The organism is Pseudomonas sp. LBUM1659 (genome assembly GCF_059716045.1).
The window spans coordinates 3,600,084-3,614,676 of record NZ_CP166797.1 but is presented as its reverse complement, the minus strand read 5'-3'; the positions used below and the strand labels follow the sequence as shown (position 1 = coordinate 3,614,676).

The 14,593-nt window shown below is 58.8% G+C and carries 9 protein-coding genes; 3 read left to right on the top strand and 6 right to left on the bottom strand.

What is annotated here, in order from left to right:
- Positions 1–43 precede the first annotated feature (43 nt).
- From ACA048_RS16285 to ACA048_RS16275, 3 genes are all read right to left on the bottom strand, one after another.
- Positions 44–1,135, bottom strand: coding sequence for an SMP-30/gluconolactonase/LRE family protein (locus ACA048_RS16285; RefSeq protein ID WP_497625342.1), 1,092 nt, complete (start codon positions 1,133–1,135; stop codon positions 44–46).
- On the bottom strand, positions 1,132–2,277 hold the full coding sequence (locus ACA048_RS16280) for a sterol desaturase/SRPBCC family protein (protein ID WP_497625341.1): 1,146 nt from the start codon (positions 2,275–2,277) through the stop codon (positions 1,132–1,134). The genes ACA048_RS16285 and ACA048_RS16280 overlap by 4 nt, the downstream gene beginning before the upstream one ends.
- Positions 2,278–2,374: 97 nt before the next feature.
- Positions 2,375–3,238: a LysR family transcriptional regulator gene (locus tag ACA048_RS16275; RefSeq protein WP_497625340.1), complete on the bottom strand. Its 864-nt coding sequence runs from the start codon at positions 3,236–3,238 to the stop codon at positions 2,375–2,377.
- 132 nt (positions 3,239–3,370) lie between these two features.
- On the opposite strand from ACA048_RS16275, the gene ACA048_RS16270 reads away from it, so the two are divergent.
- On the top strand, positions 3,371–6,001 hold the full coding sequence (locus tag ACA048_RS16270; RefSeq protein ID WP_497625339.1) for an MGH1-like glycoside hydrolase domain-containing protein: 2,631 nt from the start codon (positions 3,371–3,373) through the stop codon (positions 5,999–6,001).
- Between the two features lie 143 nt (positions 6,002–6,144).
- Here the strand turns inward: ACA048_RS16270 and ACA048_RS16265 are convergent, their stop codons facing one another.
- From ACA048_RS16265 to ACA048_RS16255, 3 genes are all read right to left on the bottom strand, one after another.
- On the bottom strand, positions 6,145–7,992 hold the full coding sequence (locus ACA048_RS16265; RefSeq protein WP_497629879.1) for an amidohydrolase: 1,848 nt from the start codon (positions 7,990–7,992) through the stop codon (positions 6,145–6,147).
- A gap of 295 nt (positions 7,993–8,287) precedes the next feature.
- Positions 8,288–8,602, bottom strand: a complete 315-nt coding sequence (locus ACA048_RS16260; protein WP_497625338.1) for an SCP2 sterol-binding domain-containing protein — start codon at positions 8,600–8,602, stop codon at positions 8,288–8,290.
- Positions 8,603–8,666: 64 nt separating this feature from the next.
- Positions 8,667–9,377: a histidine phosphatase family protein gene (locus ACA048_RS16255; protein ID WP_497625337.1), complete on the bottom strand. Its 711-nt coding sequence runs from the start codon at positions 9,375–9,377 to the stop codon at positions 8,667–8,669.
- 203 nt (positions 9,378–9,580) lie between these two features.
- On the opposite strand from ACA048_RS16255, the gene sohB reads away from it, so the two are divergent.
- Positions 9,581–10,603, top strand: coding sequence for a protease SohB (sohB, locus tag ACA048_RS16250; RefSeq protein WP_497625336.1), 1,023 nt, complete (start codon positions 9,581–9,583; stop codon positions 10,601–10,603).
- A 202-nt stretch (positions 10,604–10,805) separates the two neighbouring features.
- The gene (locus ACA048_RS16245; protein ID WP_497625335.1) at positions 10,806–14,546 is read left to right on the top strand and encodes a dermonecrotic toxin domain-containing protein; all 3,741 of its coding nucleotides are present in this window, start codon (positions 10,806–10,808) and stop codon (positions 14,544–14,546) included.
- Positions 14,547–14,593 lie beyond the last annotated feature (47 nt).

Here is a 14,593-nt window from a genome sequence, read left to right as displayed (position 1 = left end):
CCCCCTTTGGGAGCCGGGCAAGCCCGGCTCCCAAAGGGGTGTGTTATTTCTGGAGGGCGGTGGCGAGCGGCAACCGCGCCATGTTTTCCGCCTTCAGTGAGCCAAAGTACAGCCAGTCCCCATACTCACGCACCGTTGTGATCGGCGAATAATTACCCGTGCTGGCGTCCTGCAAATTGGCAATCACTTTGCCGTCCAGATCCAGCCCCAGGGCAAAGGCGCGTTTTTCCACTGGTTTAGGCAGCACCGTCATCGCCCGAGCGATCATCTTGCGCACGAAAGGGTGCGGCGCCGTGCGGTCGAGTAGCCCGCTACGCGGCGCGTAGAGTGCCACCCAGACGCGGTCGCGGCCATTGAACGCGAGGTTGTCCGGCAGCCCCGGCAAGTTGTCGATAAACAGGTCATGCGTGCCGGCTTTCGGCCCGGTCAGCCAATAGCGGCTGATACGGTAAGCGCCGGTTTCGTTGACCAGAACAAAGCTGTCGTCCGGGCCCAGCGTGACGCCGTTGGCAAACTCCAGCTTGTCCAGAAGCACGTCGGTTTTCCCGGTCTGGAAGTCATAACGCAATAAACGGCCATCGCCGCCATGTTCGATGATCGCCTCGCCATCCTTGCCATAGCCCCAACGGCTGGAGGCGTCGCTGAAATAGGCGAAATGCCCGGACGTGTCGATGACCACATCATCGGTAAAACCAAACGGCACGCCGCCAGCCGTGGTGGTCAACGGTATCAATTGGCCTTGGGCATCCAGTGAAAGCAGGCCTTTAACGCCGTCCGCGATCACCAGCAAACCATTGGGGTGACGCGCCAGGCCCAAGGGTCTGCCGCCGGTATCGGCCAGCACTTTGGTTTCTTTGCCGTCGATGCTCGTGCGAATCAACCTGCCGTCATGCAGGCCGGTGATCAGCGTGTCGCTCTCCAGCAGCAGCGCTTCCGGCCCCTCGATGTCACCCGGCCCGACACGCTCCACGCCTTTGAGGCGCTGATTGTCGGCGTAGACGCCGCTGGTGAGGGAGGGCGCCGGTGGCGGATTCCAGGAGACCGGTTGCACCTTGGTCGGGAACAGCAACAGGAAGGCGCAAAGGGCAATCAAGAGCAGTGCCAGCACCTGCCGGAACTTGATGATTTTTCTCACACGTTGGCTCCGGCAGGTGTCAGTTGTTTTTGCGCCATCTCCCGCAAGGCCAGCATCGATTCGGCGGATTCACGTTCGATGCGCCGTTTGAGCAATAGCTGATTGGCGATGCGCATCCCGACACCTGAGAACTGATATTCCAGGGTGCGGATAAATTGCGTGCCATTACCCGCGGCCGCGCATTCGTAAGTCACCACCAGCGACAACCCGTGATCACCCCTCGCCTGAGCACTCCAACGGCGCCCCGGCAGGTATTCGTTGACCTCCCAACTCAGGTGCCCGTCGCGGCCGCCGGCCCTGATCTCTTCCTCAAACCGTGAGCCGGCGTGCAACGGGCCGGCCTGACCGTCAACCTTGAGGGAAGACGGATGCCACTCCGGCCAACGGGTGACGGTGCTGGCGTAGGCGAGCACGTCAATCGGGTTTCCTGCGATAGCGATCTGGTGCTGCATGTGGGTCATGGGCGTTCTCGTCAAGGGCAGGGGGGCATGATCCGGCTCCCAGTAGAGGGTGCCGAACAGGTAATCCATCAGCGGAAACACGATGTTGAAATTGCGCTCCTGCATCAGCTCGCGGCGGTGATGCAGTTCATGCAGGCGGCGCATCTGGCGAATCCACGGCAATCGCGTGACCGGGTTGCCGGGTGGCAGGTGCTCGCAAGCATGAAACACTTCATAGGTCAGGTAACCCAGGACCAGACAGCCGCCCACCAGGCCGGCGACGTTGGCATCAAACCGGTCAAGCAGCCACCACAAGGGCAGGGCAATGAAGCCGGTGTACACCACGATCAGCCAGGCTGGAAACAAAATCACTCGCCAGTCTCGGGCGCTGTCGTAGGTCATGTGGCCGGGTGCAAAAAAGCTGTGATGGTCGCCGGCATGACGGGCGTAGAACATCCGCGCGAAGCTCTTTTTGTGATGACCCAGATGTCGATGCACCGCGTACACGCCGAAGTTGAAGAACAACAACGTGATCGGCACCGCCAGCCATTCCAGCGGCTTGACCTGATGCACGGCGCCCCAGAATCCGCCGATGGCCAGCACCCCGAAAACCAGCACAAAAGCGCCGTGCAGCCACGGGTTGTAGAGGGGATGAATGTCGGCGCGATAGCGGCTGCGGAATGCCTGGACGGTCTGCCTCACTGCGCTCACCTCTGGTTATTGTTATAGCCAGCAGATTAGCTGATCTGCCCGCAAAGGCTTGCACAACTAGAGGACACAAACGCCATGATGCGGTGTGTCAGCTCAGCGGATTCCAGCGCTGCGACCAGTCGTCATCGGACTGGATCACCTCACGCAGCAAATCGAACGCCCGTTGCAGGGTGACCGAATCACGATCGCGCGAATACACCAGGTAGGTCGGGTAATTGAATTCCGGGGCCTTGGGTACAGGTTCCAGTACACCGCTTTGCACATAACTCTGGACCACGCGTGTGCGGAAGTAGCCGCTGCCGCCGTTTTCCAGGATGTACTGTAAACCGAGTGGGCCGAGGTTGAAGCTCAACGCGGCCTTGGCTTTTTCCGGCAGGGCCGCATCGTGCTGGCGGCGGAATTCCGGGCCCCAGTCGATGTACACGTATGGGTCGGGTTTGCTGGTCAACCGCACCAGCACCAGTTTTTCTTCCAGCACCTGCTCGACTTGCAGGCGCGGCCAGTACTCCGGCTGATAGACCAGCGCTGCATCCAGCACGCCCAGCTCCAATTGTCGCAAGAGGTTTTCGCCATCGCGGATTTCCAGGCGCAGGGCGTGGCTGGGAATCTTCTCGCGCAGTTCGCCGGCCCAACGGAGCATCAACGGATTGCACAGGCTGACCTCGCCACCGATGTGCAGCACATCCCGGTAACCTTCAGGCAGCGGTAAATCCCGGCGTGCCGCTTCCCAGGTCTCGACCAGTTGATTGGCGTACACCACAAAGGCCTCGCCATTGGGCGTCAGACGCGCGCCGGCGCGGTTGCGCACGAACAGCGTGCTGCCCAGATGGCTTTCAAGCTTCTGCACGCGGGCAGTAATCGCGGTCTGGGTGACGTGAAGCTTCTCCGCCGCCGCGGCGAGGCTGCCGTGGCGGACGATTTCAAGAAAGGTGCGAGCGAGGTCGATGTCCATGGGAAAGCCGTTGCAGGAAGTGTGGGCATTGTAGGAGCACTCCCACAGGTTTGTGCAGTTGTCATAGTTTTCACATTGCTGGTGGGGCGTGCGCACTACACTGCAAACGTCTCCTGCCCTGCGACCCCACCCATGACGGCAAAGCACGCAGCAAATATCCTCGATACCACTGAAGGCCAGCGTCTGGCGGGCGCTGATGCCGAGGCGTGGCGCGAATGGGGGCCTTACTTGAGCGAACGCCAATGGGGCACGGTGCGCGAAGACTACAGCGCCGACGGCGATGCCTGGCGCTATTTTCCTCATGAACACGCCCGCAGCCGGGCCTATCGGTGGGGCGAGGACGGGCTTGCCGGATTTTGCGACAAGGCTCAGCACTGGTGTCTGGGGCTGGGCTTATGGAATGAGCGTGACCCGATTCTCAAAGAGCGTCTATTTGGCTTGAATAACGCTGAAGGCAATCACGGCGAGGACGTCAAAGAGCTGTATTTCTACGTCGATGGCGTGCCCAGTCATGCCTATATGCGCATGCTCTACAAGTACCCGCAGGCCGAATTCCCCTACGCGGACCTGGTGGCCGAAAATGCTCGCCGTGGCTTGGCCGATACCGAGTATGAAATCCTCGATACCGGCGTGTTTGAAGACAACCGTTATTTCGACGTGACGGTGGAATACGCCAAACAGGCAGCAGATGACGTCTTCATGCGCGTCACCGTGCACAACCGATCCGATCAGCCAGCACGGCTGCACGTGTTGCCGCAACTCTGGGCACGTAACACCTGGAGTTGGGCGGCGGACGGGCTGCGACCGAGCCTCACTCACAGCGGTGATGAGGTTCTGGCCCGGCACCCGCAACTCGCCGATCGGCAGGCCAGCGCCTGGGGCGAGGAAGACTGCCAATGGTTGTTCTGCAACAACGAGAGCAACTTCCCCAAACTGGATGGCGTGGCGGCGAGTGGTCCATTCAAGGACGGCATCAATGATTTTCTGGTCGCTGGCAACAACGATGCGATCCGCCATGACACTGGAACCCGGGTAGCAGCGCATTTCACCCTGACGTTCGAGGCGGGCCAAAGCCGATGCGTTTACCTGCGTTTCGCCCCGACCGGCGCGGCTCGGGTCAATGTCACAACACTGTTCGAGCGGCGTCGCGCTGAATCCGATGATTTTTACGCGGCCCTGCAAGCCGGCATCGGCGATCCCGATGCACGTAATGTTCAGCGTCAGGCGCTGGCCGGGCTGCTCTGGTCGAAACAGCTGTATTACTTCGACGTCAATCAGTGGCTCGACGGCGATCCGGCGCAACCTTCGCCCCCTTCCGGGCGTTCGCACATTCGCAATGCGCATTGGCGACACCTGTCGAATTTCGACATCGTCTCCATGCCAGACACGTGGGAGTATCCGTGGTACGCCTCGTGGGATCTGGGCTTTCAGGCTGTGGCTTTCGCGCTGATCGATCCTGGATTCGCCAAGCATCAATTATTGCTGCTGGTCAAAGACCGCTTCATGCACCCCAACGGCCAATTACCGGCCTACGAATGGCGTTTCGACGACGCTAACCCGCCGGTTCATGCCTGGGCTTGTTGGCGGGTGTATCAGCAGGACAAGGCGCTGACCGGCACAGGGGACATGGATTTTCTCGAGCGAATCTTCCACAAACTGCTGCTGAACTTTTCCTGGTGGGTCAATCGCAAGGATGCCGAAGGCCGCAACCTGTTTCAGGGCGGTTTTCTGGGGCTGGATAATATTGCGTTGTTCGATCGTTCGGCGCTATTGCCGCCCGGATATCAGCTGGATCAGGCCGACGGTACGGCGTGGGTCGCCGCTTATGCGCTGGACTTGATGCGCATCGCGCTGGAGTTGGCCAAGCGCAACAGCGTTTACGTCGATATAGCGGTGAAGTTCTTCGAACATTTTCTCTACATCGCCGGGGCAATCAATCGGGTCGACTCCGACGCCGAAGGGCTGTGGGACGAGCAGGACCAGTTTTTCTATGACGTTTTGCACCGGCCCGGTGGTGTGAACGAACCGCTGCGCTTGCGCTCGATTGTCGGCCTGATGCCTCTGTTTGCCGTGCAGGTGCTGGAGCAACACGAGCATGAAGGTTTACCCGGTTTGCGTGAGCGTTTACTCGGTTTTATGCGTCACCGCCCGGATCTCGCCAGCCTGGTTTCACGCTGGACCGAACCTGGCGAAGGCAACCGGATGCTACTGGCATTGTTGCGTGGTGAGCGCACCAAGGACCTGCTCAAGCGCATGCTCGATGAAAGCGAGTTTCTCTCCGGGTTCGGTATTCGCTCATTGTCCAAAGCTTTCGCCGAGCAACCTTTTGGCTTGCAGATTGACGGTAACCGGCTGTGCGCCCATTACGAGCCGGCAGAATCCGAATCACGCCTGTACGGTGGCAATTCCAACTGGCGCGGGCCGGTGTGGATGCCGATCAACTACATGCTGATCGAATCCCTGCGCGAGTTTCATCGCTATTACGATCAGAACTTTTCGGTGGAATACCCTACGGGGTCGGGGTTTCTGGCGTCACTGGAAGAGGTCGCCGACCGCTTGAGTCAACGACTGACCAGGCTTGTCCTTCGCGATGAAACGGGCAATCGGCCGTCAATGGCGGCGTATCCGCAGTTGCAGGCGGATCCCGCCAGTCGCGATCTGGTGTTATTCCATGAGTATTTTCATGGGGAAACCGGACGCGGACTGGGGGCCAGCCATCAGACCGGGTGGAGTGCGTTGATCGCGTTGTTGCTACAACCCTGATCGACTGGCGTACACAGATCTAATGTGGGAGCGGGCTTGCTCGCGAAGGCGGCATATCATTCAACATTGATGCCGACTGACACGACGCCTTCGCGAGCAAGCCCGCCCCCACAGTGGATGATCGGTGTTTGCGGGATCGTTGTTCAAAACGCAAAACACGAACAGCCAAACGCTCCCCAAAATCCCTGGAAGTCACTGACCGGCGCTGATGACATTCGCGCCCGTTCATGGCTGTGCGCATGCACCGCACAAGCGCCTGCACATTGATGAACCTGCGCGGTCATCGGCGCCAGGTGTTTCCAGTGCCCCGGCACCTTGGTGACCGGCGACCATTCAGGCACCACAGGGATCGGCGGCGGCCCGAGTTTTTCGAACTCATGGGTGCCGTGGACAATCTTGCCATCAACAATGGTCAGCACCGACTCGATCCATTTGATCGCTTCATCTTCGATGTGGAAGTAGTCCGCCGACAGCGCAATCAAATCCGCCAATTGCCCGACTTTGATTTGACCCTTCTTGCCTTGTTCCGAGGAAAACCAGGCGCTGCCGTGGGTGAAGAGCTCAAGCGCCGTATCGCGGCTCAAGCCTTGCGGGTACAGCTCCAATCCACCGACGGTGCGGCCGCTGACCAACCAATACATTGACGTCCAGGGGTTGTAGCTGGAAACGCGGGTGGCGTCGGTACCGGCGCCGACCGGAAGGCCCTCGGCCAACATGCGCGCAATCGGTGGCGTATGTTCAGCCGCCTTGGCGCCATACCGGTCGACGAAGTATTCACCCTGGAACGCCATACGGTCCTGGATCGCAATGCCGCCGCCCAAGGCTTTTACCCGTTCGATGTTCTGCGGCGTAATCGTTTCGGCGTGGTCGAAAAACCATGGCAGACCGTTAAACGGAATGTCGCGATTAACCTTCTCGAACACGTCGAGCATGCGGCTGATGGATTCGTTGTACGTCGCGTGCAGACGGAACGGCCAACGCTGTTCCACCAGATGCCGCACCACCGGTTCCAGTTCCTGTTCCATGGTTTGCGGCAGGTCCGGGCGCGGTTCGAGGAAGTCTTCGAAGTCCGCCGCCGAGAACACCAGCATTTCCCCGGCCCCGTTGTGCCGCAGGAAATCGTCGCCCTGGCCGTAGTGAGAAGTGCTGGTCCAGTTTTTGAAGTCGGTCAGTTCTTCCTTGGGTTTCTGGGTGAACAGGTTGTAGGCGATGCGCACCGTGAGTTGTTGGTCTTTGGCCAGTTGCTGGATGACTTGATAGTCGTCGGGATAGTTCTGATAACCGCCACCGGCATCGATAGCGCTGGTGATGCCAAGTCGATTAAGTTCGCGCATGAACTGACGGGTTGAGTTGATCTGGTACTCCAGTGGTAACTTGGGCCCTTTGGCCAGGGTCGAGTAGAGAATCATCGCGTTCGGCCGGGCGATCAGCATGCCGGTGGGATCGCCATTGGCATCGCGCTGGATTTCGCCGCCGGGTGGGTTCGGCGTGTCGCGGGTGTAGCCGACCACCCTCAGTGCCGCGCGGTTGAGCAGGGCGCGGTCGTAGAGGTGCAGGACGAACACCGGGGTGTCCGGCGCTGCTTTGTTCAGTTCATCGAGGGTCGGCAGGCGTTTCTCGGCAAACTGGAATTCGTTCCAGCCACCGACCACCCGCACCCATTGCGGCGTGGGTGTGCGATCGGCCTGGTCCTTGAGCATGCGCAAGGCATCGACCAGAGACGGTACGCCTTCCCAGCGCAGTTCGAGGTTGTAATTGAGGCCGCCCCGGATCAAATGCAGGTGTGAGTCATTGAGGCCGGGAACCACCGTGCGGCCGTGCAGGTCAACGATTTGCGTACCGGGGCCTTGCAGGGCCATGGCCTGGGCATCGCTGCCGACCACCACAAAGCGCCCGTCCTTGATCGCGACAGCGCTGGCCTGGGGCTTTTTGCGATCAACGGTGTGCAGGCGTCCGTTGTACAGAATGAGGTCGGCCGGGGTATCGGGCATGGTCTTACTCCCTGCGAATAGCGGGCTGATCCAGGCACCGACAGCACCAACCGTAAGGCCTTGCAGTACACGTCGGCGGTTAAAGCCGTCAGGGTCGTCAGGTGGGCTCATGGCCGTGCTCCGCGTAAAATCAGTCGGGGGCAAACAGCCGATCTCTGACGCATGCGGCCAGAAGGAATATAGACGGTGAATCCGCAGCGGGGCGTTTTCCGGGGGCGGAAAATGACGAATCCCGCCACAAGGGGCGGGATTCGTTGATAGCCAGACAGGCTCCCGAAGGTCGGGAGCCGCCGTCTTAGCTCGGGAACAGTTCGGACAGTTTCATCGCCAGCATCATGTCGCCTTCAGCGCGCAGTTTGCCGCCCATGAACGCTTGCATGCCGTCGGTCGAACCGTCAACGATGCCTTCCAGGGTTTCGCCGTCCATGACCAGAGTCACTTGAGCGTCAGGATTCACGCCTTCTTGCAGGTCGCAAGTGCCATCTTTAACGATCAACGAGAAGTTCTTTTCTTCGTCGATGCGGAAACCGAAAACCAGGTCCACGCCGGCAGCAGCGGCTGGGTTGAACTTGGCTTTCATTGCTTGTACGGCATCAGCTACGGAGGTCATGGTTCGATCCTTTTTGGGGTAATAAGAGCTGGGTGATTACAGCCAGGGTCACAATAATCCGGACTCAGCGAAACGTGATGAGTTCCGGGGCCTTCAGCAGTTGCAGATGTGCATGACTGTTGAAGGAAGCCAGTGCTACCTCGCGACCACGGTACTTCAGGTGGTGGAGCGAGGTATTGACGATTTGCCAGTTCAGCTCAAATGCCTGCTTGGCCGGCATTTGTGTAATGAGGTGGAGCAGGGCCGTGATGGTGCCGCCGGAGGTAAACACGGCGATTTTCTGATGGTTGTCGGCGCTTTCCAGAATTCGTTGCAGTCCGCCGTGCACACGCTCCACAAAGCCCAGCCAGCTTTCCAGGCCCGGTGTGTCATAGGAGCCGGTGAGCCAGCGTTCGATGATCAAGGCAAAGATGCGTTGGAATTCGGCGCGGTTTTGCGCGGCATTGCGCAGGATGTCCAGGGCTTCGGGCTCATCGTCCAGCATGGCCGGCAACAGCGCGCGGATCGCCGCGTCGGCGTCGAACTCATTGAACGCGGGATCGATTTCCAGGGTCGGCACTGGCAGGCCCGCGGCCGCGTACTGTTCCATCGCGCTATTGGCGGTATGTTGCTGGCGGCGCAGGTCGCCCGAAAGGCAGCGATCGAAGCTGATACCCAGTTCGACCAGGTACTGGCCGAGGATTTCTGCCTGGCGAATACCGGTCGGCGACAGGACGTCATAGTCGTCTGCACCAAAGGAGGCCTGGCCATGTCGAATCAAATAGATACTGCCCACGTCCGCGTCGTCCCGGTACGTTGAAGGTTTGGCGAGGTTATGAGGATGGCAGTGAGCTGTCAATGAAAAAACATACGCTTGTTTGAAATGGCTGCTCCAGGGCTGTTGCCAGAGGTTTCACGTCTGGTCGCCGAGCTGGCGCATGGGTATGCTGAACACATCCCGCGCGTGTTTAAGCCGCGCATCGTAATGAAGGAGTCACTGTGGAGTTTTTGTCCGAATACGCCGGTTTTCTGGCCAAGACCGTGACACTGGTGATCGCCATTCTGGTGGTCCTGGCCAGTTTTGCGGCGTTGCGCAGCAAAGGTCGACGCAAGTCGGCCGGCCAGTTGCAAGTCAGCAAACTCAATGATTTCTACAAAGGGCTGCGCGAACGCCTGGAGCAAACCTTGCTCGACAAGGACCAGCTCAAGGCCTTGCGCAAGTCCCAGGCTAAATCCGAGAAAAAGCAAAAGAAAACCCACGAGTCCAAACAACGCGTGTTCGTGCTGGATTTCGACGGCGACATTAAAGCCTCGGCCACCGAGAATCTGCGCCACGAAATTACTGCGCTGCTGACGCTTGCCACGCCCAAGGATGAAGTGGTGCTGCGTCTGGAAAGCGGTGGCGGCATGGTTCACAGCTACGGCCTGGCGTCCTCGCAACTGGCGCGCATTCGCAATGCTGGCGTGCCATTGACCATCTGCATCGACAAGGTCGCCGCCAGCGGCGGCTACATGATGGCGTGCATCGGCGAGAAGATCATCAGCGCCCCGTTTGCGATCCTCGGATCGATCGGTGTGGTGGCGCAGCTGCCCAACGTCAATCGCTTGCTGAAAAAACACGACATCGATTTCGAAGTGCTGACGGCCGGCGAATACAAACGCACCCTGACCGTGTTTGGCGAAAACACCGAAAAGGGTCGCGAGAAATTCCAGGAAGACCTGGACATTACCCACCAGCTGTTCAAGAACTTCGTCTCGCGTTATCGCCCGCAACTGGCCATCGATGACGTGGCCACCGGTGAAGTCTGGCTCGGTGTCGCAGCTCTCGACAAGCAACTGGTCGACGAACTCAAAACCAGCGATGAATACCTCGCCGAACGGGCAAAAAATGCCGAACTCTTTCACCTGCACTACGCCGAGCGAAAAAGCCTGCAAGAGCGTATTGGCATGGCGGCCAGCGGTTCGGTCGATCGCGTTTTGCTGACCTGGTGGAGCCGGTTGACCCAGCAACGCTTCTGGTAATCGCCAGCGCATCATCGTTTTGAAGAAGAAACCGGGGCTCATGTCCCGGTTTCTTTTTTTGTGGGGGACAGAGCGCTTCAGCTCCGTTCACATTCCTTCCTCAACTTGCGAAATCTCCTAAGCCGGCTGTCGACCCGTTCCTGCATCCGATTGAATGGCGGGGAGGTAGGGTGATGTTCCAAATGCTCGCAAAGGAATGCACATGACCGACCTCAATCATTACATCGCCGCCGGCCCGCTACGAATGCGCGACGAACTTAACGCCGCTGTGAACATCGCACTGCCGCAAACCCCTGGTCAATTTGGCGCCCGCTTGATCAAGGAAAAGTGGGGGGCGGATATCGATCCGCAGACTGCCTTGCTGGTCACGCTCGATTACGACTACAAGGGCCATCCTGCACAGGGTGGCATTCAGCAGGGGCAAGTGGCGAGCTCGCAATCGCTGCTGCAAGCGCTGCTTTCCAATTATCAAACCGTGGGAGACGGACGTTTCGCGGAAACCGCATTTGGCCTGTATACCCCGCCGGACCTAGGGCCTTCTGTTCGAATCGTGCAGCATGTCGACGAGTTCGCTGACCACGGCAGCGGCAATCACCAGACCTACGAAGGCATTTATCGCCAAACGACCCCGCAAACCTACGGGCCGCTGTCGCAAATTCGCTTAAAACCCGCCGACTTCAAGAAATGGGTCTGGGAACTGGATTTGCAGGGTTTGTACAAGGCGTATCTCGATCAGGCCTGGCCGTCTGACGAGGTGCTCTTGGCACCGCAAGCCTATGGGTTCAGGACGTCAGTCATAGCGGCATTTGCAATGTCCGCCTGGTTGCAGCGACAAGAACAACGCCTGAGTGAAGAGGGCCTGAAGCTCGCGATGCAGGCAGCAGGATTGCCGGTGGATCAGGCATGGGAAACCCTGACGATCGAATCGCTGAAAGCACCGACCCGAACTCCACCCACGGTCACGGCGAGCCGATTAAAGCTGTATCGCTACACTGCGACCGACATCTGGACCTTTTGTGTCGCCGCCAGCCCCCGGGTGTTGATGTACATCCCGGGCAATTCTTCACCACTGCATGACTTCGCCGACGTTTCGCAGTTGCAGCAATGGGTGGTGAAACAAAGCAACGCCAGTGCCACGAAGCAGGCGCTGGCCGCGCATTTTATCGAAGACGATCGACAGGACGGCACGTTCCACGCAGGCGTGTTGACGGCGCTGGACGGCATGGCGATTTACCCGAAAAAGCACTGGCTGACGAACAATGCCGGCTTCTTCAACAATGATGGTTACTGGGATCCCGCCGAGTACATCGGCTTCGACGATCAAGGCCATGCGACCGATCCGTTTGCACAGTTGGTATTGAACATGAAGCAGGCGGCTTGGGAGAGCGTCAAAACCATTCGGAACGACGCGCAAGTCAACCGTGACAATTTGAGCGCAGTTGTTGAACCGCTCGTGCAATGGATAAACCAGTTTGGGCCGCTGGCACTGTTTGTACCGGGGGGAGAGGGCGTATTGGCGCTGGCCGGGCTCATCGACGCCGGTTACGGGCTGGATCAGGCCGTGAACGGTGAAACGCCGGGCCAGCGCAAAGAGGGCGTAACGCGCACGGTGTTTGGCTTGCTCAATGCGCTGCCGCTGGCAGGCGCGGGGGCGGATGTTAGCGTTGGAAGGGCTGAGGCCAAAGCACTTGGGCCAAGTGAACACGTCGCCTTCGTAACGCCGGCCGAGGAAAGTGTGGCAGCACCTTCCAGGCTATCGCGGCTGGAGTTGATCCGCGGCATCGGCCCTTCAGTAACGTCATTCAGCGACGAAGTCCTGGCGCAGATCGGCAAGGTCAGCGCAGTAGACGACGACATGCTGCGCTTGATGAACACCGGCCGGCCACCGACTCCGTTGCTGGCCGATACGATCAGTCGGTTCAAACTCGATCAGGAGCTGGGGTCGACCGGTCAAACCGGGTTATTCAATAGCCGTTACGCTGCGCTGCAGCAATCGGAGCATGAATGGGTCCAGCTGTTTCAACGCCAATACCCGGGGCTTCCCAAAAATGCCATCGAGCAAATGCTCGACCGCTACGGTGTAGACATCCGTGCGATGCCCGACGTCAGCGAGGTCAGGCACGTATTCAAACGCCTGGACAGCAAGGCCCGTCAGTACCAGCTGCATGTGCGCCTGAATCGTGCCTACGAAGGCCTTTACCTTGGGGCGGCCGCCAATGCCGAGACGGACACTCTGGCTTTGCACTCGCTCCAGAATGTGCCCGGGTGGCCCAAAAATCTTCGGATAAACATTCTTGACCATTCGCCTTCCGGGCGAGTTCTGGACAGCTGCGGTCCACTCGATGCGGCAAACACTCGAATCCTCATCAGGGCAGAGGACGGCTATCAGTCCCCGGCCTTGCCATCGGACTTCTACGAGGCTGTCCTCGCCATCCTGTCAAAGGACGAACGCTCGGCGTTACACCTGACGTCTGAAGATCCTGCCAATGAGTTGCGACAAAAGGTCGGCGCGGTGGCGCTGCCTCGTTCGCAAACCCTGCTCGGGTTGCAAAGGATGGACAGCGGGCTGACGTTTGAGCCTCAGGGGTTGCGCGGCGGAGGTCACCCGTCGACGCCTCAAGGCGAAGCCATGACCCGCGAGATGATGAGATTGCAGCTCAAGGATATTTACCCCGACTTCACCTCTGCGCAGGCTGATGAAGTACTGCAACGCGTGGGCAATAACGCTCAGGTCTATATCGATGGGTTGACGCAGCAGTTACAGCAACTCAATACCGATTTGAGCAGTTGGATAGATCAGGTCGTCGATGATGTTGATGACATGGTGCTTCCCTTTCTGACAGTTGGCGACGCAGCGGCAGCGGATTTGAGCCCAGCACAGATCGCAACATACAACGTCCAGCTCCTGATGGATGAGCGGCAAGACGAGCGCGCCCTAAGGACTGAGCTCGCCGAAGAGCTGGTCGCCATCTGGCAAAAGCGTGGAGGCTCTCCACATGCCACGCTGGATATGAATTTTGAGAATTACCACCGACTGCCCACATTGAATGTCGGTTTCGACGATGTGACCGAGCTGTTGATGGGAGGCTTTCATCTGACCGAGCAGGAGAGTTTGAACGGGTTTTTCGAGAGCTTCCCCAACCTCGAGATTTTGAATCTGGAGAGCGTGGACTTGCGTCATTTTTTCGTGGCTGGCGACGCAGGTCGATCTTTGCCGCTGGCAATCGGTCAATTGACACGCCTTCGCTCTCTGAACCTGCGAGCAACTGAGTTGGTATTCACTGACAGTGCCGCTTCACAACTGCGTGACCTGACCCATCTGCAAGCGCTGGACTTGAGCGATAACCCTTTGGGTGTGCCACCGCTGGTGATGGGTATGGACGATCTGCGTCAGCTCAACCTGAGAAACACACAAATCACCCGCTGCCCGATCGGTATCAAGGATGAGCCCTATCTGACGTCTCTGGATTTACGGGATAACCAAATCACCCGGATACCGTCTGCCGTTATAAACCAGGCAGTCGAAGATGATCGTGTGCTGCTATTGGGGAATCCGCTGACAGACGAGGACACGCTGCGCCGGCTGGTCAGCCATAGAGAGCGAACAGGAATCAATTTATGGCTCAGCGCGCCCGGTGCCAACTATGGCTCGGCGATTGTATGGCTGCGAGATTACGACGTAGCGTTGCAACAGTCCCGACAGGCCCTTTGGCAACGACTGGCAGGCAAACCTTCCGGCACACGGTTTTTAGCCGTCACAGACAGGCTGAGTCTGACAGCCGACTTTCAGGTCAGTTATTTGTCGCTACAGACGAGAGTCTGGCGATTGTTGACCGAGGCCGATGCGTCCGAGCAAATGTGGAATCGATTAAGTCGCAGCAGCGGGCGTTTTGATCATCCGATGGCGGCTTTCAGGGCACTGGAGGAGCGTGCCAATCTTTAATTTGAAGCAGGAGTTGAGCCTTGAACCCCGAAAGGGGTTCAAGGTTT

What these genes read in the sequence shown, in the direction of transcription:
- ACA048_RS16270 (WP_497625339.1), top strand. Translation starts at nt 3,371, where the DNA reads ATGACGGCAAAGCACGCAGCAAATATCCTCGATACCACTGAAGGCCAG.
- ACA048_RS16265 (WP_497629879.1), bottom strand. Translation starts at nt 7,992, where the DNA reads ATGCCCGATACCCCGGCCGACCTCATTCTGTACAACGGACGCCTGCAC.
- ACA048_RS16245 (WP_497625335.1), top strand. Translation starts at nt 10,806, where the DNA reads ATGACCGACCTCAATCATTACATCGCCGCCGGCCCGCTACGAATGCGC.
- ACA048_RS16275 (WP_497625340.1), bottom strand. Translation starts at nt 3,238, where the DNA reads ATGGACATCGACCTCGCTCGCACCTTTCTTGAAATCGTCCGCCACGGC.
- ACA048_RS16260 (WP_497625338.1), bottom strand. Translation starts at nt 8,602, where the DNA reads ATGACCTCCGTAGCTGATGCCGTACAAGCAATGAAAGCCAAGTTCAAC.